17 protein-coding genes and 5 tRNA genes are annotated in these 18,315 nt (G+C 58.0%); 2 read left to right on the top strand and 20 right to left on the bottom strand.

The window, feature by feature from the left end:
• The first annotated feature begins 4 nt into the window (after nt 1-4).
• On the top strand, nt 5-1,543 hold the full coding sequence (emrB, locus tag ACKLKD_RS12495; RefSeq protein ID WP_080897699.1) for a multidrug efflux MFS transporter permease subunit EmrB: 1,539 nt from the start codon (nt 5-7) through the stop codon (nt 1,541-1,543).
• Nucleotides 1,544-1,679: 136 nt separating this feature from the next.
• A complete protein-coding gene (gene leuA / locus ACKLKD_RS12490; RefSeq protein ID WP_025712753.1) occupies nt 1,680-3,356 on the top strand; it encodes a 2-isopropylmalate synthase in 1,677 nt (558 codons plus the stop codon).
• Here leuA and ACKLKD_RS12485 read toward each other — a convergent pair.
• The 20 genes from ACKLKD_RS12485 to ACKLKD_RS12390 all read right to left on the bottom strand — a co-directional run.
• Nucleotides 3,335-4,102, bottom strand: coding sequence for an AraC family transcriptional regulator (locus ACKLKD_RS12485; RefSeq protein ID WP_025712754.1), 768 nt, complete (start codon nt 4,100-4,102; stop codon nt 3,335-3,337). The two genes, leuA and ACKLKD_RS12485, sit on opposite strands and share 22 nt — an antisense overlap.
• Before the next feature lie 52 nt (nt 4,103-4,154).
• On the bottom strand, nt 4,155-4,670 hold the full coding sequence (gene luxS / locus ACKLKD_RS12480; RefSeq protein ID WP_002914351.1) for an S-ribosylhomocysteine lyase: 516 nt from the start codon (nt 4,668-4,670) through the stop codon (nt 4,155-4,157).
• 164 nt (nt 4,671-4,834) lie between these two features.
• Nucleotides 4,835-6,391, bottom strand: coding sequence for a glutamate--cysteine ligase (gene gshA, locus ACKLKD_RS12475; RefSeq protein ID WP_025712755.1), 1,557 nt, complete (start codon nt 6,389-6,391; stop codon nt 4,835-4,837).
• A 66-nt stretch (nt 6,392-6,457) separates the two neighbouring features.
• Nucleotides 6,458-6,886 carry a YqaA family protein gene (locus ACKLKD_RS12470; protein ID WP_025712756.1) on the bottom strand — a complete coding sequence of 143 codons (429 nt, stop codon included), beginning with the start codon at nt 6,884-6,886 and terminating at the stop codon, nt 6,458-6,460.
• Nucleotides 6,883-7,449: a fructose-1-phosphate/6-phosphogluconate phosphatase gene (yqaB, locus tag ACKLKD_RS12465; protein WP_087805271.1), complete on the bottom strand. Its 567-nt coding sequence runs from the start codon at nt 7,447-7,449 to the stop codon at nt 6,883-6,885. Before yqaB ends, ACKLKD_RS12470 begins: the two co-directional genes overlap by 4 nt.
• A gap of 115 nt (nt 7,450-7,564) precedes the next feature.
• Complete coding sequence (locus tag ACKLKD_RS12460; RefSeq protein WP_004205689.1) at nt 7,565-7,879, bottom strand: BON domain-containing protein; 315 nt, start codon at nt 7,877-7,879, stop codon at nt 7,565-7,567.
• A gap of 354 nt (nt 7,880-8,233) precedes the next feature.
• A tRNA-Arg gene (locus tag ACKLKD_RS12455) sits at nt 8,234-8,310 on the bottom strand.
• Between the two features lie 228 nt (nt 8,311-8,538).
• Nucleotides 8,539-8,615, bottom strand: a tRNA-Arg gene (locus tag ACKLKD_RS12450).
• Nucleotides 8,616-8,676: 61 nt separating this feature from the next.
• A tRNA-Arg gene (locus tag ACKLKD_RS12445) sits at nt 8,677-8,753 on the bottom strand.
• 282 nt (nt 8,754-9,035) lie between these two features.
• Nucleotides 9,036-9,112, bottom strand: a tRNA-Arg gene (locus ACKLKD_RS12440).
• A gap of 4 nt (nt 9,113-9,116) precedes the next feature.
• Nucleotides 9,117-9,209 (bottom strand) — tRNA-Ser (locus ACKLKD_RS12435).
• 326 nt (nt 9,210-9,535) lie between these two features.
• Nucleotides 9,536-9,721: a carbon storage regulator CsrA gene (gene csrA, locus ACKLKD_RS12430; RefSeq protein WP_000906486.1), complete on the bottom strand. Its 186-nt coding sequence runs from the start codon at nt 9,719-9,721 to the stop codon at nt 9,536-9,538.
• A gap of 362 nt (nt 9,722-10,083) precedes the next feature.
• Nucleotides 10,084-12,711 carry an alanine--tRNA ligase gene (alaS, locus tag ACKLKD_RS12425; protein ID WP_025712758.1) on the bottom strand — a complete coding sequence of 876 codons (2,628 nt, stop codon included), beginning with the start codon at nt 12,709-12,711 and terminating at the stop codon, nt 10,084-10,086.
• A gap of 250 nt (nt 12,712-12,961) precedes the next feature.
• Nucleotides 12,962-13,462, bottom strand: a complete 501-nt coding sequence (gene recX / locus ACKLKD_RS12420; protein WP_025712759.1) for a recombination regulator RecX — start codon at nt 13,460-13,462, stop codon at nt 12,962-12,964.
• A 67-nt stretch (nt 13,463-13,529) separates the two neighbouring features.
• Complete coding sequence (gene recA, locus ACKLKD_RS12415; RefSeq protein WP_025712760.1) at nt 13,530-14,588, bottom strand: recombinase RecA; 1,059 nt, start codon at nt 14,586-14,588, stop codon at nt 13,530-13,532.
• A gap of 90 nt (nt 14,589-14,678) precedes the next feature.
• The gene (gene pncC / locus ACKLKD_RS12410) at nt 14,679-15,176 is read right to left on the bottom strand and encodes a nicotinamide-nucleotide amidase (protein WP_025712761.1); all 498 of its coding nucleotides are present in this window, start codon (nt 15,174-15,176) and stop codon (nt 14,679-14,681) included.
• A 139-nt stretch (nt 15,177-15,315) separates the two neighbouring features.
• Nucleotides 15,316-16,194, bottom strand: a complete 879-nt coding sequence (locus ACKLKD_RS12405) for a metal ABC transporter substrate-binding protein (protein ID WP_087806355.1) — start codon at nt 16,192-16,194, stop codon at nt 15,316-15,318.
• A gap of 7 nt (nt 16,195-16,201) precedes the next feature.
• Nucleotides 16,202-17,065, bottom strand: a complete 864-nt coding sequence (locus ACKLKD_RS12400) for a metal ABC transporter permease (RefSeq protein WP_025712763.1) — start codon at nt 17,063-17,065, stop codon at nt 16,202-16,204.
• Nucleotides 17,062-17,772, bottom strand: a complete 711-nt coding sequence (locus ACKLKD_RS12395) for a metal ABC transporter ATP-binding protein (RefSeq protein WP_165931771.1) — start codon at nt 17,770-17,772, stop codon at nt 17,062-17,064. Before ACKLKD_RS12395 ends, ACKLKD_RS12400 begins: the two co-directional genes overlap by 4 nt.
• A 325-nt stretch (nt 17,773-18,097) precedes the next feature.
• Nucleotides 18,098-18,315: hypothetical protein (locus tag ACKLKD_RS12390; protein ID WP_420061975.1), on the bottom strand; the 218-nt coding region annotated here is incomplete at its 5' end.

Here is an 18,315-nt window from a genome sequence, read left to right as displayed (position 1 = left end):
TGTAATGCAACAGCAAAAACCGCTGGAAGGCGCGCAGCTGGTCATTATGACCATTGCGCTGTCGCTCGCGACGTTCATGCAGGTGCTGGATTCCACTATCGCCAACGTGGCGATCCCAACCATTGCTGGTAACCTTGGCTCCTCGTTGAGCCAGGGGACCTGGGTCATCACCTCGTTCGGGGTCGCCAACGCCATTTCCATCCCAATCACCGGCTGGCTGGCCAAGCGCGTGGGCGAGGTGAAGCTGTTCCTGTGGTCAACCACCGCCTTCGCCATCGCCTCCTGGGCCTGCGGCGTCTCCAACAGCCTGTCGATGCTGATTTTCTTCCGTGTCATTCAGGGGATTGTCGCCGGGCCGCTGATCCCGCTGTCGCAAAGTCTGCTGCTCAGCAACTACCCGCCGGCGAAGCGCTCTATCGCCCTGGCGCTGTGGTCGATGACGGTGATCGTCGCCCCCATCTGCGGCCCGATCCTCGGCGGCTATATCAGCGATAACTACCACTGGGGATGGATCTTCTTTATCAACGTGCCCATTGGCGTGGCGGTGGTGCTGATGACCATGCAAACCCTGCGCAACCGGGAAACTAAAACCGAACAGCGGCGGATCGACGGCGTCGGTCTGGCGCTGCTGATCATCGGTATCGGTAGCCTGCAGGTGATGCTCGACCGCGGCAAAGAGCTCGACTGGTTCTCCTCCAATGAGATTATCATTCTGACCATCGTGGCGGTGGTGGCGATAAGCTTCCTGATCGTCTGGGAGCTGACCGACGATAACCCGATTGTCGATCTGTCGCTATTTAAGTCGCGCAACTTCACCATCGGCTGCCTCTGTATCAGTCTGGCCTATATGCTCTACTTCGGCGCCATCGTGCTGCTGCCGCAGCTGTTGCAGGAGGTATACGGCTACACCGCAACCTGGGCCGGTCTGGCTTCGGCGCCTGTGGGGGTGATCCCGGTCATTCTGTCGCCCATTATTGGCCGCTTCGCGCATAAGCTCGACATGCGGCGGCTGGTCACCTTCAGCTTTATCATGTACGCCGTCTGCTTCTACTGGCGCGCCTGGACCTTCGAACCGGGGATGGACTTTGGCGCCTCGGCGTGGCCACAGTTTATCCAGGGCTTCGCGGTGGCCTGCTTCTTCATGCCGTTGACCACTATCACCCTTTCCGGCCTGCCGCCGGAGCGGCTGGCGGCGGCGTCGAGCTTGTCGAACTTCACCCGTACTCTCGCCGGCTCTATCGGGACCTCAATCACCACCACCCTGTGGACCAACCGTGAGGCGCTGCACCATGCGCAGCTTACCGAATCGGTCACTCCCTACAACCCGAACGCGCAACAGCTCTACGATCAGCTGCAGGGCATGGGAATGACGCAGCAGCAGGCGTCCGGCTGGATAGCACAGCAGATAACCAACCAGGGGCTGATTATCTCCGCCAACGAAATCTTCTGGATTTCTGCGGCCATTTTCATCCTGCTGTTGGGACTGGTGTGGTTCGCCAGACCACCGTTCAGCGCCGGCGGCGGCGGCGGCGGCGCGCACTAAGCCTCACATAAAGGGACCTGCGGGTCCCTTTTTTACGGCGTCAGGTTGTCCAGTTCTCGCTAGTTTCTGTCTCGTTTGCGAAAGCCCGTCACCCTGCGCTCGGGCAGGATAAAGGCTGACCAATAAGGAGAACACTATGCTGAGCCATCCTGCTGAAAAATACCGCCCCTATCCGCCGATTGCCCTGCCCGACCGCCGCTGGCCCGATCGGCAAATCAGCCACGCCCCGCGCTGGCTGTCGACCGACCTGCGCGACGGCAATCAGGCATTGGCCGAACCCATGGACAGCGCCCGCAAACTGCAATTCTGGGATCTGCTGCTGGAGTGCGGCTTTAAAGAGATTGAGGTCGCCTTCCCTTCCGCTTCGCAAACCGATTTCAACTTCGTCCGCCAGCTGATCGACGAGCAGCGCATCCCGGAAGATGTCACCATCCAGGTGCTGACCCAGGCGCGGGATCCGCTGATCCTGCGCACCTTTGAGGCACTGCGCGGTGCCCGTCGGGCCACCGTCCACCTCTACAATGCCACCGCGCCGCTGTTTCGCGAGCTGGTCTTCGGCATGGATAAAGCCGAGGTGATCGCCCTCGCGACCCGCGCCACCCGGCTTATCCGCCAGCAGTGTGAACAGCAGCCGGAGACCCGCTGGCAATACGAATATTCACCAGAGACCTTCTGCTTTACCGAACCCGAGTTTGCGCTTGAGATTTGCGAGGCGGTGGCGGACGTCTGGCAGCCCTGCGCTGGACGGCCGATGATCGTCAATCTGCCGGCGACGGTGGAAGTCAACACCCCCAACGTGTATGCCGATCAAATCGAGTATTTTTGCCGCCACTTCTCCCGCCGTGGCGAGGTTTGCATCAGCGTGCACCCACATAACGACCGCGGCACCGGCGTTGCCAGCGCCGAGCTGGCTGTCATGGCTGGCGCCGATCGGGTGGAAGGCTGTCTGTTTGGCAATGGCGAACGCACCGGCAACGTCTGCCTGGTGACGCTGGCCATGAATCTCTACAGCCAGGGCGTCGACCCCCAGCTTCGCTTCGAGCAGATGAACCGGGTGGTGGAGGTGGTGGAAAACTGCAATCAGATCCCGGTTCATCCGCGCCATCCGTGGGCGGGAAGTCTGGCTTACACCGCCTTCTCCGGCTCCCATCAGGATGCGATCAAAAAAGGGTTTGATGCCCGTCAGCCTGGCGATCCATGGCGGATGCCCTACCTGCCCGTTGACCCACAGGATATTGGCTGTAGCTATGAGGCGGTGATCCGCGTTAACAGTCAGTCGGGGAAAAGCGGCAGCGCCTGGCTTATCGAACAAAATCATGGTCTGAAGCTGCCCCGCGGGCTGCAGCAGGACTTCAGCCAGCACGTTCAGCAGGCCACCGATAGTGACGGCAAAGAGATGACCCACCATGCGCTGTGGCAGCTGTTTCGCATGCGCTACGGCCTGCTGGCGCAGCCTGCGCTGACGCTGCTCGATTATCAGAGCGCCAGCCAACCGGATGGCCAGCTTTCGCTGCAGGCAACGCTGCGACACCATGGCGAAACCCGACGCCTGCAGGGCCAGGGCAACGGCCTGCTCTCTGCCGCCGCCAGCGGTCTCAGCGCGCTGCTCAGACAGCCGTTTATGATCAAGGACTATCATGAGCATACCCTTGGCGCGCGCAGCGACAGTCGATCGGTCGCCTATATTCGCTGCGTTTTTCCGCAAGGTGAAAGCTGTTGGGGGGTGGGTATCGATAATGACGTGGCGCGCGCCTCGCTGCAGGCATTATGCAATGCGCTCAGCGCCGCCGATCAGCCCGGGGGACGAAAATAGTCGCTGGGAGCGACGCCCATCACCCGGCGGAACATGGCGCTGAAGGCACTGTGGCTGCCGTAGCCCAGCTCCAGCGCCACCCGCAGCACAGAGTGGCCCTGCGCCAGGCGAATCAGCGCTTCCATTAGCTTCGCCCGACGCACCCACTCGCTCCACGTCAGGCTGGTCTGCTGCTGAAAATGGCGGTTCAGGGTTCGCTCGCTCATGTTGCACGCCTTTGCCGCCTGGCCGCTGCTCCAGGCCTCGCCCGGCGCCTCGCGCACCTGCTGACATAGCCGACGCAGCGTGTCGCTTTGCGGCTCCGGCAGGCCAAACGGCAGGATCGCCATCCCGCGGATCTCATCAAGGATCAGCTCATAAATTCGTTCGTCGCGGCTGGCGGGGGCATAGCGCTCGGCCAGTTCCAGGGATGAGACGATCAGTTCCCGCAGCAGCGGCGTGATCTGTACGATCTGGCAGCCCGCCGGAAGATCGGCGCGTGCCAGCGGATCGATAAACAGCGTGCGCGCCGCCACGTTGCCGGTCATACGCAGCGCGTGCGGCGTTCCCGCCGGTAGCCAGACGCCACGCCCGGGTGGTACCACCCAGTAACCTGCCGGTGTCGCGACCCGCACCACGCCGCTTAAAATATGCAGCAGCTGGGCGCAGTCATGCTGATGCCAGTCTTCCCGGTCACCGTGCGCGTAATCATAAGCAAAGGGCACCAGCGGGCGGTGCTGAAAGGAAAAGGAAAGGGTCGTCGTCATCACGGCGTCAGGAGAGCGGCCCGGCGACAAGCGTCGGGCCATGGCGGAAGCACTAGATGTGCAGTTCCTGCAGTTTTTCTTTCGGCAACGCCAGTTCGTCGTTGCTGTTGATGCGCACATCACGCTCAATGATATGACGAGCGATATCCTGGGCCTCTTCCAGCGAGTGCATGGTGTAAGTGCCGCACTGGTAGACGTTCAGCTCCGGGATCTGGTTCTGATCTTTCACCTTCAGCACGTCGGCCATCGCCGCTTTCCAGGCGTCAGCGACGCGCTGCTCGTCCGGCGTACCAATCAGGCTCATGTAGAACCCGGTACGGCAGCCCATCGGCGAAATGTCGATAATTTCCACGCCATTCCCGTTCAGGTGATCGCGCATAAAGCCGGCAAACAGGTGTTCCAGGGTGTGGATCCCGCGCTCCGGCATCACTTCCTGGTTCGGCACGCAGAAACGCAGGTCGAAAACGGTGATTTCATCGCCATGCGGCGTGTTCATTTTCTTCGCGACACGCACCGCCGGGGCTTCCATTCGGGTATGGTCGACTGTGAAACTATCTAACAACGGCATTCTTCACCTCCGCGAGTGAATTTTTTTAAAATAAAATGAACTCTTTGTTCAACCGCGAGTCTCAGTATATGAAAGACGCGCATTTATTATCATCATCATCCCTGAATCAGAGATGAAAGTTTGGCCACAGTGATGTGGCCTTTTTCTTTTGTATCGTCAATACGCTACGCGTGTCGCGCCAGCAGCGCCTCAAACGGCTCACTGTCTTCGGCTTCCACTTTCTTCTGCCGCGCCACCGACGCATCGCGCTCGGCGATGAAATCGGCTTCGCTCAGGATCTCCAGCGGCTCTTCACGCAGCTGTGTCCGATAGCAATCGGCCAACGCACGGCCCGTGCCACCAATCCCTTCTTCAATCATAGAACGCAGAATGCGGGCTGAGAAGGTCAATTCCGGATCGTCAAAGCAGGCCAGCAGCTCGTCGCAGACCTGTTGATAGGCCTCGCCGCCATGAATGCTGTCCAGCGTCTGCGCCACGCGGCGTAAATCGCGGAACAGATCTTTCCCCACCTGAGCCAGCGGGAACTGCGCGCTTTCGCAACCGATGCCCAGCGTTAAGCCCGGCTTACGCCCTTCCAGAATCACCCGATTCCAGTTGGTGCGCGTACACAGCAGCTCATCGCTGCTCATCTCCGGCGCATCGGCCAGGGCACACCAGACCATAAACAGATCGAGGAAACGCACCTGCTGTGCGTCAACGCCGATCGGCGAGAACGGATTAATATCCAGCGAACGCACTTCAATGTACTCGATACCGCCGCGCAGCAGCGCATCGGACGGGGTTTCGCCCCGGCGGGTCACGCGTTTCGGGCGGATTGGCGCATAGAGTTCGTTTTCAATCTGCAGGATATTGCTGTTGATCTGCAGATATTTCCCGTCTTTCTCCAGCCCGATTTTGGCGTACTCTTCCGACGGTGTTTTAATCGCCCGCTTCAATCCTGCCACATACTCATGCAGATCGTTAAACGTAATTCCGAGATTGCTTTGCGATTTATTGGTATAACCGAGGTCGCTGAGGCGCAGCGAGGTGGCATACGGCAGGTAGTACATGCCGTTGCCCGTCTCCTCAAAGGGTAACGTCGTCGGTTTGCCTTGCAGGAACGAAGAGCAAATCGCCGGCGAAGCACCGAACAGATACGGGATCACCCAGCCAAAGCGATAGTAGTTACGAATTGAGCGGAAATAGCCCGCCGAAATAGCCTCTTTACCGCTCTCGGCATCTTCCACGCCACATTTTGCCTGCCAGAAAGCCATCGGCAGCGAGAAGTTATAATGTACGCCGGAGATAGTCTGCATCAGGGCGCCATAGCGGTTCTTCAGCCCCTCACGATACAGCGTTTTCAGACGACCTACGTTGGAGGTGCCGTACTGCGCCAGCTCAATATCCTGACCGGGAGCGATATAGCATGGCATACTCAGCGGCCACATCCGCTCGTCACCCAGCTGACGCGCCGTATAGCGATGGACATCGCGCATAAAGGTCAGCATATGATCAATATCGCCATCTACCGGCGTAATGAACTCGAGTAACGCTTCGGCAAAATCGGTGGTAATCCATTTATGCGTCAGCGCTGAGCCTAACGCCAGAGGGTGACCGGTCGTCGCGAGGGTGCCGTCTGCGTTCACGCGCAGCGTCTCCCGCTCCAGACCACGTTGAATACCCTGCAGGGCCTGCGGATGTTTTTCCAGCCAGGCCAGCGCCTGTGATACGTCCGGGATCAATTTGACCTCCCGCCTGTCGAAATCGTTTGAATAAGCATAATTGTAATGGATGAACTATCAGTCCAATTAGTGCCACCACGTCATGCCCTGAAGCGTCACTGCCGCAATAGCGATATAGCGCAGCGCCTTACCAAGGCATAAGAAAAAGAGTACCGGTCCCCAGGAAATGCGCATCCATCCCGCCAGCAAACACAGTAAATCGCCGACAACCGGCGCCCAGCTCAATAAGAGCGTGACCGCACCGTAGCGCTTAAGCCAGCCGGCCGCCCGCTCCTGCCAGCGCGAGGTTTTGCGCAGCGGAAACAAGCGCCCCAGAATAACGTTAGTTACCCCTCCAAGGCTATTGCCGATTGTTGCTATTAATACTAACCACCACGGATGACTAACCCCTGTCAGTAGCATAGCCACCAGCACAACCTCCGAATTGCCGGGAAGCAGCGTGGCACTTAAAAAGCTACTGGCAAACAGAGAGGTAAGTGACAGGGCGTCGCTCACAGCAAACGCACGTCAACAGCGTCCATTCCCGCGCGCTTCGCCGCATGCAGACCAAAGTCGGCATCTTCGAAGACCACGCATTTTTCCGGCGCGACGCCCATGCGCTCGGCGCACAGCAGGAAGGTATCTGGCGCGGGTTTATGGTTGGCCACATGATCGGCCGCCACCACCGCGGAGAAGTAATGACGTAGGCCCAGATGCGCCAGCAGCGCTTCGGCGACGGCGCTCTCGCTGCCGGTACCCACCGACATCGGTCGGCGGCCATGCCAGGCCTTAACTACCTCAATCAGCGGCAAGGGGCGTACGCTGTCCAGCAGCATCGCTTTGACGGCCTGGGTTTTTTCCTGCGCCAGACGATGTGGATCGAGATCGGCCTGATTGAGTTCAATAATCGCCTGGGCAATTCGCCAGGTTGGTGAGCCATTGAGCGCGACCATCGCCTGTTCGTCGAAACGCATACCGTAGCGACCCAACACCTCGTTCCATGCCTGCCGATGGGTCGGCTCGGTATCGAGAATGGTGCCATCCATATCAAAGATCAGTCCTGCGTAACCTTCGTACATCGTCTTCTCACCAACCAGTTTGGGAATGGTTACTGTAACGCAAAAGCCCGCCGTTGTCGCGGCCAGCGGCGCAGACGACAAAGGCGCCTTCAGGCATAAGGCCGGATAACCAACCTTATTTAATACGCAGATCGTTCTCGACCATTCGCACGCCCTGCACCCGGCGGGTGACTTCTACGGCTCGTTTAGCGCTTTCCGCGGAGGAAACAAACCCGCTCAGCTGCACGCGGCCTTTAAAGGTCTGGACGCTAATTTCTGAGGACTTGATGTCTTTATCGTTAAAGAGCGCCGTTTTCACCTTGGTGGTCACCACGGTATCGTCAATATAGCCGCCCGTACTCTCCTTTGTCGCCGATCCCGCACAGCCAGCGAGGGCAGTCGCCACCAGCAGCGTCGCGCAAAAAGCAGGTATTGCTTTGAACCATTTCATGGATTTCTCTCCTTGCATTTTTCTCAGCCTGATAACGCTGATATACAAGGATAAATTATAGTGGAAAGCGCGGCTTGCCAATAAAAAAGTCAGGATGAAACCAGTGATGGAAAACGAGGTAATCGGGATGGTGAGAGAAGAGTGAAGATTGGGCATTCAGAACGGGTGCTGCGATAATTTCGCAGACAGGCAACAACATTGTGGCTGTTACTGAGGAGAATATGGTGCATCCGGGAGGATGACTCGGCTGCGCCTCGCCCTCCGGGCCGTTGCTTACGCAACGTTATCCGCCCTGGTGCTGGCGATAATTTCGCAGACCATAAAACAGCGTCATCGCTGTTATTAAGGAGAATATGGTGCATCCGGGAGGATTCGAACCTCCGACCGCTCGGTTCGTAGCCGAGTACTCTATCCAGCTGAGCTACGGATGCATCGGGAAAGCTATTTTACTGCGGGGTTACTCTCCTGGCACTTGCGATGGTTTCGCAAACCAGATAACAACAATGTTGCTGTTACTAAGGAGAATATGGTGCATCCGGGAGGATTACTCGGCTGCGCCTCGCCCTACGGGCCGTTGCTTACGCAACGTTATCCTCCCTGGTGCTGGCGATGATTTCGCAGACCATAAAACAACTTTGTCGCTGTTGCTAAGGAGAATATGGTGCATCCGGGAGGATTCGAACCTCCGACCGCTCGGTTCGTAGCCGAGTACTCTATCCAGCTGAGCTACGGATGCATCGGGATTACTGCTGTAATTCTGATATTAAATTTCGCGATTTGCCATTCTTATCAAAGAATGGTGCATCCGGGAGGATTCGAACCTCCGACCGCTCGGTTCGTAGCCGAGTACTCTATCCAGCTGAGCTACGGATGCATCGGGAAACTTGCTTTACTACGCGTCAGTGTCACAACTAACACATGCCACACTGAGTATGATGGCCTAATCGGTAGAGTAACTCGATTATGCCTCGCACTGCGGGCCGCTGCTTTCACAGCGCTCTTCTCTCTTAATTCAGAAAGAAGATGGTGCATCCGGGAGGATTACTCGGCTGCGCCTCGCCCTACGGGCCGTTGTTTACTCAACGTTATCCTCCCTGGTGCTGGCGATAATTTCGCAGCCCCTGCAACAACGATATCGCTGTTACTAAGGAGAATATGGTGCATCCGGGAGGATTCGAACCTCCGACCGCTCGGTTCGTAGCCGAGTACTCTATCCAGCTGAGCTACGGATGCAAAATGGCGGTGAGGCGGGGATTCGAACCCCGGATGCAGCTTTTGACCGCATACTCCCTTAGCAGGGGAGCGCCTTCAGCCTCTCGGCCACCTCACCACACAACACGCCTCTTTCGAGTGCTTCGAAGAACTTGTTTCTGCTCTTCGTCGCTGCGATGGCGCACATATTACTTTCTGGTACTTATAAGTCAAACACTTTTTCGAGACCTTTTTTCGTTTGCACACTTCGCACGCAATTCGCATGCAAAAACGGCAAAAAGGGCAATTTATCAACAGGAAATAAGCTCTGGCACTGGCATAACGCCAGAGGGACAACACAGTAGTGGATGATGAAAAGTGAGAGGGTGCAGGGAGTAAAAACAGAAAAAGCGAGAAAAAGGGCAGATAGGGATGCGCCTCACTGAGCAGCGAGGCGCGGAAACCTTAGTAACTGGACTGCTGGGATTTTTCAGCCTGAATACGCTGGTAGATCTCTTCACGGTGAACCGATACTTCTTTAGGGGCGTTTACGCCAATACGAACCTGGTTACCCTTCACCCCTAAAACTGTCACAGTGACCTCATCTCCAATCATGAGGGTCTCACCAACTCGACGAGTCAGAATCAGCATTCTTTGCTCCTTGAAAGATTAAAAGAGTCGGGTCTCTCGTATCCCGGCATTATCCATCATATAACGCCAAAAAGTAAGCGATGACAAATACCTTGCGGTATAAGGCAGTCATGGCATCACATTCTGTTAAACCTAAGTTTAGCCGATATACACAATTTCAACCCGACTTTATCGTTATCGGTGTCTCTTGCGCAAGGTGCCGTAACCAGAGGCTTAGGCACCTATACCCCTCATATTTCAAGTTGCATGTGTGTTGGCTTTCCTCGCGCCCCCCAGCCACTTACTTGAGTAAGCGCCTGGGCTTCGCTGCGTCGCCGCCTTCCTGCAACCCGAATTATTTAGGGTATATGCGTTTATAGTTATTACAGTTTTGCGCTGACCCAGCCTTTCACACTGGCTAACGCTGCAGGGAGAGCAGACGCATCGGTACCACCGGCCTGCGCCATATCCGGACGACCGCCCCCTTTACCGCCCACCTGCTGAGCGACCATACCAACCAGCTCCCCTGCTTTCACGCGGTCTGTCACATCCTTAGACACACCGGCAATCAGAGAAACCTTACCGTCTGCGACCGTAGCCAACACCACAATCGTCGAACCCAACTGGTTCTTCAGATCGTCGACCATAGTACGCAGCATCTTCGGCTCAACGCCAGCCAGCTCGCTGACCAGCAGCTTAACGCCGTTAATCTCTTCCGCTTTGCTGGAGAGGTTTGCACTCTCCTGCGCCGCAGCCTGTTCTTTCAGCTGCTGCAGCTCTTTTTCCAGCTGACGGGTACGCTCCAGCGCGGCGCGAACTTTCTCGCCGAGATTGTGGCTATCACCCTTCAGTAGTTGGGCAATATCGCCCAGCAGATCGCTTTCCGCATGCAGGCTGGCGATGGCCCCTTCCCCGGTCACCGCTTCAATACGGCGCACGCCAGCGGCGGTACCGGATTCAGAGGTAATGCGGAACAGGCCGATATCACCCGTACGCGACGCGTGAGTACCGCCACACAGCTCGGTGGAGAAGTCTCCCATCTGCAGCACGCGGACGCGGTCGTCGTATTTCTCACCGAACAGCGCCATGGCGCCGGAGGCCCGCGCAGCATCGATATCCATAATATTGGTTTCGATAGCCAGGTTACGACGGATCTGCGCGTTGACCAGATCTTCCACTGCACGAATTTCTTCCGGCTTCATCGCTTCGAAATGCGAGAAGTCAAAGCGCAGCGCTTTATCATTAACCAGCGAGCCTTTCTGCGCCACATGGGTGCCGAGCACCTGGCGCAGCGCCGCGTGCATCAGGTGCGTCGCGGAGTGGTTCAGACGAATGCGCTGACGGCGCGCCTCGTCCACATCGGCCTGCACCGCGTCACCCACTTTCAGAGTGCCGCTGGCGACTTTACCGATATGACCAATCGCCTGGCCGTATTTCTGCGTGTCGCTGACCGCGAAGGAGAAGCCGGCGCCTTTCAGTTCGCCTTTATCGCCTACCTGACCGCCGGACTCCGCATAGAATGGGGTTTGGTCGAGGATCACTACCGCTTCCTGGCCGGCGCTGACGCTATCCACGGCTTTGCCGTCGACAAACAGCGCCGTGACGTTGCCATTCAGCTCCAGATGATCGTAGCCTTTAAATTCAGAGGCGCCATCAACGCGGATCATCGCGTTATAGTCAGCGCCGAAACCGCTGGACTCGCGCGCGCGGCGGCGCTGCTCTTCCATGGCGGCCTCAAAACCAGCTTCGTCAACCTTGATGTTGCGCTCGCGGCACACATCCGCGGTCAGATCCACCGGGAAGCCATAGGTGTCGTACAGACGGAAAGCGGTTTCGCCATCCAGAGTGTCGCCTTTCAGCTTGTCCAGCTCTTCATCCAGCAGCGCCAGACCACGCTCCAGCGTGCGGGCAAACTGCTCTTCTTCGGTTTTCAGCACCTGCTCAACCTGAGCCTGCTGCTGCTTCAGTTCTTCACCGGCGGAGCCCATCACGTCGATCAGCGGGGCAACCAGTTTCCAGAAGAAGGTGTCCTTCGCGCCCAGCATATTGCCGTGACGGATCGCGCGACGAATGATACGGCGCAGCACGTAGCCACGGTTTTCATTGGACGGGATGACACCGTCGGCAATCAGGAACGCACAGGAGCGAATATGGTCGGCAATCACGCGCAACGACTTGTTGCTCAGGTCGGTCGCGCCGGTGACTTTCGCCACGCTGGCAATCAGATCGCGGAATAGATCGATTTCATAGTTGGAGTTAACGTGCTGCAGCACGGCGGCAATACGTTCCAGCCCCATACCGGTATCAACGGACGGCTTCGGCAGCGGCTCCATGGTACCGTCAGCCTGACGGTTGAACTGCATGAAGACGATGTTCCAGATCTCGATGTAACGGTCGCCGTCTTCTTCCGGGCTTCCCGGAGGGCCACCCCAGATATGGTCGCCATGGTCGAAGAAGATTTCGGTGCACGGACCGCACGGACCGGTGTCGCCCATCTGCCAGAAGTTATCGGAAGCAAACGGCGCACCTTTGTTGTCACCGATGCGAATAATGCGCTCACGCGGGACGCCCACTTCATTGGCCCAGATGTCGAAGGCTTCGTCATCGGACTCGTAAACGGTAACCCACAGTTTTTCTTTCGGCAGGGCAAACCAGTTTTCGCCAGTCAGCAGTTCCCATGCGTATTTGATGGCATCCTGCTTGAAGTAATCGCCAAAGCTAAAGTTGCCCAGCATTTCGAAGAAGGTGTGGTGGCGCGCGGTATAGCCGACGTTTTCCAGATCGTTGTGCTTACCACCCGCACGCACGCAACGCTGCGCGGTAGTCGCGCGCGAATAATTACGCTTATCGAGGCCAAGGAAAACATCCTTGAACTGGTTCATCCCGGCGTTGGTAAACAGCAGGGTCGGGTCGTTGTGCGGCACCAGGGAGCTGCTGGCAACTACCTGGTGTCCCTTGCTATGGAAAAAGTCGAGAAACGCCTGACGGATCTCAGCGGTGCTCTTGCTCATAATTATCCTGAAATCAAGCTACACGTCATCCTTCAAGCCGCCTCTGTCCTGGCTCTGCTTGCTCCCCCGCTCACGAACTGAAGTCCGCGCCTGAGGATCCACTCTCTTGCCGCCCTGATGCAGCTTGAATGATTTTGTGTAAAGGAATAATCGCCCTGGACGCTGCCTGCACGGTTACAACCAGCGGCCCGACGGAATAAAGTGGGAATAAGATAAGTTTTCTTTACGGCGAAGTAAAATCCCCGATGGGTCAATCTGCAAAATTTCGCCAGATTTCCTGGATATCTTCCATCAGGTAGCCGCGGTAGAGCAGGAATCGCTGGATTTTGACTTTTTCGGTAAACGCGCTGGGGAGCGGTTCGCCATATTTACGCTGCGCCTGCGCTCTGGCAAGGCTCACCCAGTCGATATCGCAGTCACGCATCGCCTGTTCAATGGCCTGGCGCGCAATGCCTTTCTGGCTGAGCTCCTGGCGAATACGTGCCGGCCCATAGCCTTTGCGGCTCCGGCTGGCGATGAACTGGCCGACGAATCGGTTATCGTCGAGGTAGCGGTTTTCAATACACCAGGCGACGACCTGCTCCAGCTCTTCGGGGGTGACGTCCAGCGCCTCGGGACCGTTTTTGCTCATCACCGGGGCCACCAGCTTGCGTCGCAGCTCCTGCTCGCTGTGGTCGCGCATCGCCAGAATGCGGATAGCACGGTCCAGAAGACGGGCATAGCCGGAGCGGCGTGATGAAGGTTCAGTCACAGGCACCTCGATAATCTCACAAAGCAAAAGGGCTGCCTAAGCAGCCCTGTCAGTCTTGCAGACGATATCAGAAATCCTGTTCGGTTTCTTCTGCACTGTTGTCGTCAACGACGAAGTCTGGCTTCGCATCCTGATTGTTGAGCAACAGCTCGCGCACTTTCTTCTCAATCTCTTTCGCCGCCGCCGGGTTCTCTTTCAGCCAGGTGATTGCGTTCGCTTTACCCTGGCCGATTTTGTCGCCGTTGTAGCTATACCAGGCGCCCGCTTTCTCAATCAGCTTCTCTTTCACGCCGAGGTCAACCAGCTCGCCGTAGAAGTTGATGCCTTCACCGTAGAGGATCTGGAATTCGGCCTGTTTAAACGGTGCTGCGATCTTGTTTTTCACCACTTTGACGCGGGTTTCGCTGCCGACGACGTTGTCGCCCTCTTTCACCGCGCCGATGCGGCGAATGTCCAGACGTACAGAGGCGTAGAACTTCAGGGCGTTACCACCGGTAGTGGTTTCCGGGTTACCGAACATCACACCGATTTTCATACGGATCTGGTTGATAAAGATCAGCAGCGTGTTGGACTGCTTCAGGTTACCCGCCAGCTTACGCATCGCCTGGCTCATCATACGCGCCGCGAGGCCCATGTGAGAGTCACCGATTTCGCCTTCGATTTCCGCTTTCGGCGTCAGCGCCGCGACGGAGTCGACAACGATAACGTCAACCGCGCCAGAGCGCGCCAGCGCGTCACAGATTTCCAGCGCCTGCTCGCCGGTGTCCGGCTGAGAACACAGCAGGTTGTCGATATCAACGCCCAGTTTGCGTGCATAGACTGGATCCAGCGCGTGCTCGGCATCGATGAACGCACAGGTTTTACCTTCGCGCTGCGCTGCGGCGATAACCTGCAGCGTCAGGGTGGTTTTACCGGAGGATTCCGGACCGTAGATTTCCACGATACGGCCCATTGGCAGACCGCCAGCGCCCAGCGCAATATCCAGAGAAAGCGAACCGGTGGAGATGGTTTCCACATCCATGGTGCGGTCTTCACCCAGGCGCATGATGGAGCCTTTACCGAATTGCTTTTCGATCTGGCCCAGTGCAGCCGCCAACGCTTTCTGTTTGTTTTCGTCGATCGCCATTGTTACTCCTAATCATGCAGGGTAAAGCGTGTTCGCTTTGCCGTTAATATTTGTTCAGTTGAGGCAATTATACTGTATAGTCATACAGTATCAAGTATTTTGTAGAAATTGTTGCCAGAGCAGATTGAGCGCATAGGCCGTCGCCTGACGACGCACCGCTTCGCGGTCTCCGGCAAAGCATTCCCGCCGCGTCACCCCTTGCCCACTCACGCTGGCGACGCCGAACCACACCGTCCCAACCGGCTTTTCTTCGCTGCCGCCGTCCGGCCCGGCAACGCCGCTGACGGAGATGGCATAATCCGCACGCGCCGCGCGCAGCGCGCCAATCGCCATCTCCACCACCACCGGTTCGCTTACCGCGCCGTTGTCGCGCAGCGTCGCTTCGCTGACGCCGATCATTTGCGATTTTGCTTCGTTGCTATAAGTCACAAAACCGCGTTCAAACCACGCCGAGCTGCCGGCAATATCGGTGATGGCTTTCGCTATCCATCCGCCGGTACAGGACTCCGCGGTGGTCACCGTCGCGCCGCGCGCCTTCAGCGCCCCGCCAACTTTCTCGCTTAGCTGCATTAATTCTGAATCGGTCATTATCGCCCCGCTTTGCTCCGGATAAAGAGGCCATCAAAGATAGCACTTTCGGCAGAGATATGGGGACGAGGTGGCGATTTTACGAGGGGGGATCCAGAAATGGGTCGTCCTGTGATAACCAGGACGACCAGACAACCGGTTACTTCATGCTGTTAGCGATAAGCTCAACGTTGTGACGCATCATTTTGACGTAGCTATCGGCCACGCCGCCCGGCTTAGACAGCGCTTCCGGATAGAGTTCGCCGCCGGGCTGCGCGCCGGTGGCGCTGGCAATCTGCTTCACCAGCCGCGGGTCCAGCTGGTTCTCCATAAACCAGGTATGCACGCCATCGGTTTTGATTTGCTGAATCAGCGCCGCCACCTGCGCCGCGCTGGCCTCGCTCTCGGACGAAAGCCCCTGCGGCGCAAGGAATGTCACGTTGTAAGCGCGGCCAAAATAGCCGAAAGCGTCATGGCTGGTGAGGACCTTGCGCTTTGCCTGCGGAATGGCGCTGAACTGCCCTTTCGCCCAGCCGTCGAGGGCCGTCAGCTGGTCGATATAGCGCTTGCCGCTATTGGTCAGCGCCGCTTCATCTTCCGGGTCGGCTTTTACCAGACCATCGAGGATATTCTGCGCATACAACGCGCCGTTCGCCGCGCTGTTCCAGGCGTGGGGATCGGTCACCGTTTTGCCGTCTTCATCGAGGGTATGGGTCTTGACACCCATCGACGCCACCACCAGCTCACCCTTAAAACCGGAGGCCTTAATCAGGCGATCCAGCCACCCTTCCAGACCCAGGCCGTTGACTACCACCACGTCGGCCTTGCTGAGCAGCGCGCTATCCTTCGGCGAGGGCTCGAAGGTATGCGGATCGCCGTCCGGGCCGACCAGGGTATCCACATGGACATGCTCCCCACCGACCTGCTGCACCATATCGCCCAGCACCGAAAAGCTGCTGACCACATTCAGCGTTTTCGCCATGGCCCACTGCGCCATCAGGCCGAGGGCCAGCGCGACGACTATTGCACTACGTTTCATCATTTCCTTACCCCATCAATGTGCGCCAGCCAACCAGCAGCCGGCTGCGTGTGCCAAAAAACAGCGAAACAAAAAACAGCGCGCTGGCGGTCAGGACAATAGCGGGCCCGGCGGGAAGACTGACCGCCCAGGAGAGACTCAACCCCAGCCAGGCGCAGAGTGCGCCCATTCCCGCCGCCAGCAGCAGAATGCCCGGCAGCGTGCGCGCCCAGCAGCGCGCGGCGACCGCCGGGAGCATCATCACCCCCACCGCCATCAGCGTGCCGAGCACCTGAAACCCGGCCACCAGGTTAAGCACCAGCAGCGCCAGAAAAAGCCCATGCAGCAGCGCGGGCAGCCGCCGGTTATTCACCTGCAGCCAGGCGCTGTCGAACGCCTCGCTAACCAGACCGCGGTAGCACAGCGCGATGCACAGTAGCGTCAGGCTGGCGACGCCGCTGACAAACAGCGCCGCATCACGATCCACCGCCAGAATAGAGCCAAACAGCAGATGCAGCAGGTCGACGCTGGAGCCGCGCAGCGACACCAGGGTGACGCCCAGGGCCAGCGATCCCAGATAGAATCCGGCAAAGCTGGCGTCCTCTTTTAACGGCGTCCGCCGGCTGACCCATCCGGCCACCAGCGCGACCACGATGCCGGCAACGAAGCCGCCCAGAGTCATGGCCAGCAGCGACATGCCGCTCAGCAGGTAGCCCACCGCCACACCGGGGAGAATGGCGTGCGACAGCGCATCCCCCATCAGGCTCATGCGCCGCAGCAGCAGGAAGACGCCCAGCATGGTAGTGCTCAGCGACAGCGCCAGACAGACCACCAGCGCCCGGCGCATAAAACCAAATTCAATAAAGGGCTGAAAGAAGGTGTGCCAGATCATGCTGACCTCGCATGGCTGAAAGCCGGAAGTACCGCCCGGGTAATGCCCCAGCAGGCGCGCTGAGGGGTCAGCAGCAATGTCTCCGGGAAGAAGTTGGCTACCCGCTGGTTATCATGCAGCACCGCCAGGATGGTCTGTCCCTGCCGGTGCATGTCGAGGATCAAATCCATCAGTTCACGACTGGTCGCTTCGTCGATGCCGGTGAAGGGCTCGTCGAGCATCACCAGCGGCGCCTGCTGCACCATCACCCGGGCAAACAGCATGCGCTGAAACTGGCCGCCGGAGAGCGCTTCGATCGGCGTTTTCGCCAGGCCCGCCAGCCCGACCCGCTCCAGCACCGCGCCGATGCGTCGCCGGGTGTCGCCCCCCAGACCGCGCAACAGCGACACGCCGGGCCATGCGCCCTGGCTTACCACATCCTGCACGTTGAGAGGAAACTGCGACTCGAGGGCATGGCGCTGCGCCAGCCAGCCAATCACCGGCCGTTTCCCTTGCCAGCGCAGGCGGCCACTGACCGGCGGCAGAAACCCGGCAAGGGTTTTCAGCAGGGTCGATTTTCCGCAGCCATTGAGGCCAACAATTGCCGTCAGGCTGCCGGGGCAAATCATCCCGCTCAGCGGCGGGGTGACTGCGACTCCGCCATAGCCGGTTACCAGTTGCTCCAGTTCAATCATGGCAGCGTCACCGCCCACCAGGTCGCCAGCCATAGCGCCACCAGCAGCACGCCTGCGGTGGCCACGCGCGCCGCGCCGGAAGCCATAAAAATCGATGTGAACATATTTCCGCCTCAACTTAATGTTATAACATAACAATACAGAAGCGAGAAAAGAATGTAAATCAGCGTCAGTCAGCGGAAATGTAACAAAGGTCAACAAGAGGCATGCAGAGGGAAAAAAACGGATGGATAAGCGCGGCGTTCCCGGGGAGGTGACCCCGGTCGCGCTGCGCTTACCGGGGCTATCAACCGGATACCAGACCGTAGATACTGTTATCGATTTGCAACTGTTTTGGTCCGGGAAAAACAGTTTTTTATTATTTCAGAGCAGATTGCGCTCCCGATATTTCTTCTGCGTTATGTCTCTCATGGCGCAGGTGTTTTCCCGGAGGCGGCGCGCTGCGCCTTGTCCGGGCTACCAAATCGCACAGCGCTGTAGCCCCGGTAAGCCCAGCGCCACCGGGGGTTTTGAGATCGCCAATACCGGCAGTTTCAGCCAGCATGGTGAATAAATTAAAGGCAGGCCGCACAAACC

This window comes from Klebsiella sp. 10982, assembly GCF_048589245.1.
Classification (GTDB): domain Bacteria; phylum Pseudomonadota; class Gammaproteobacteria; order Enterobacterales; family Enterobacteriaceae; genus Klebsiella; species Klebsiella quasivariicola.
Note: the sequence above shows the minus strand (reverse complement) of the source record. Positions and strands in the feature narration are given on the sequence as shown.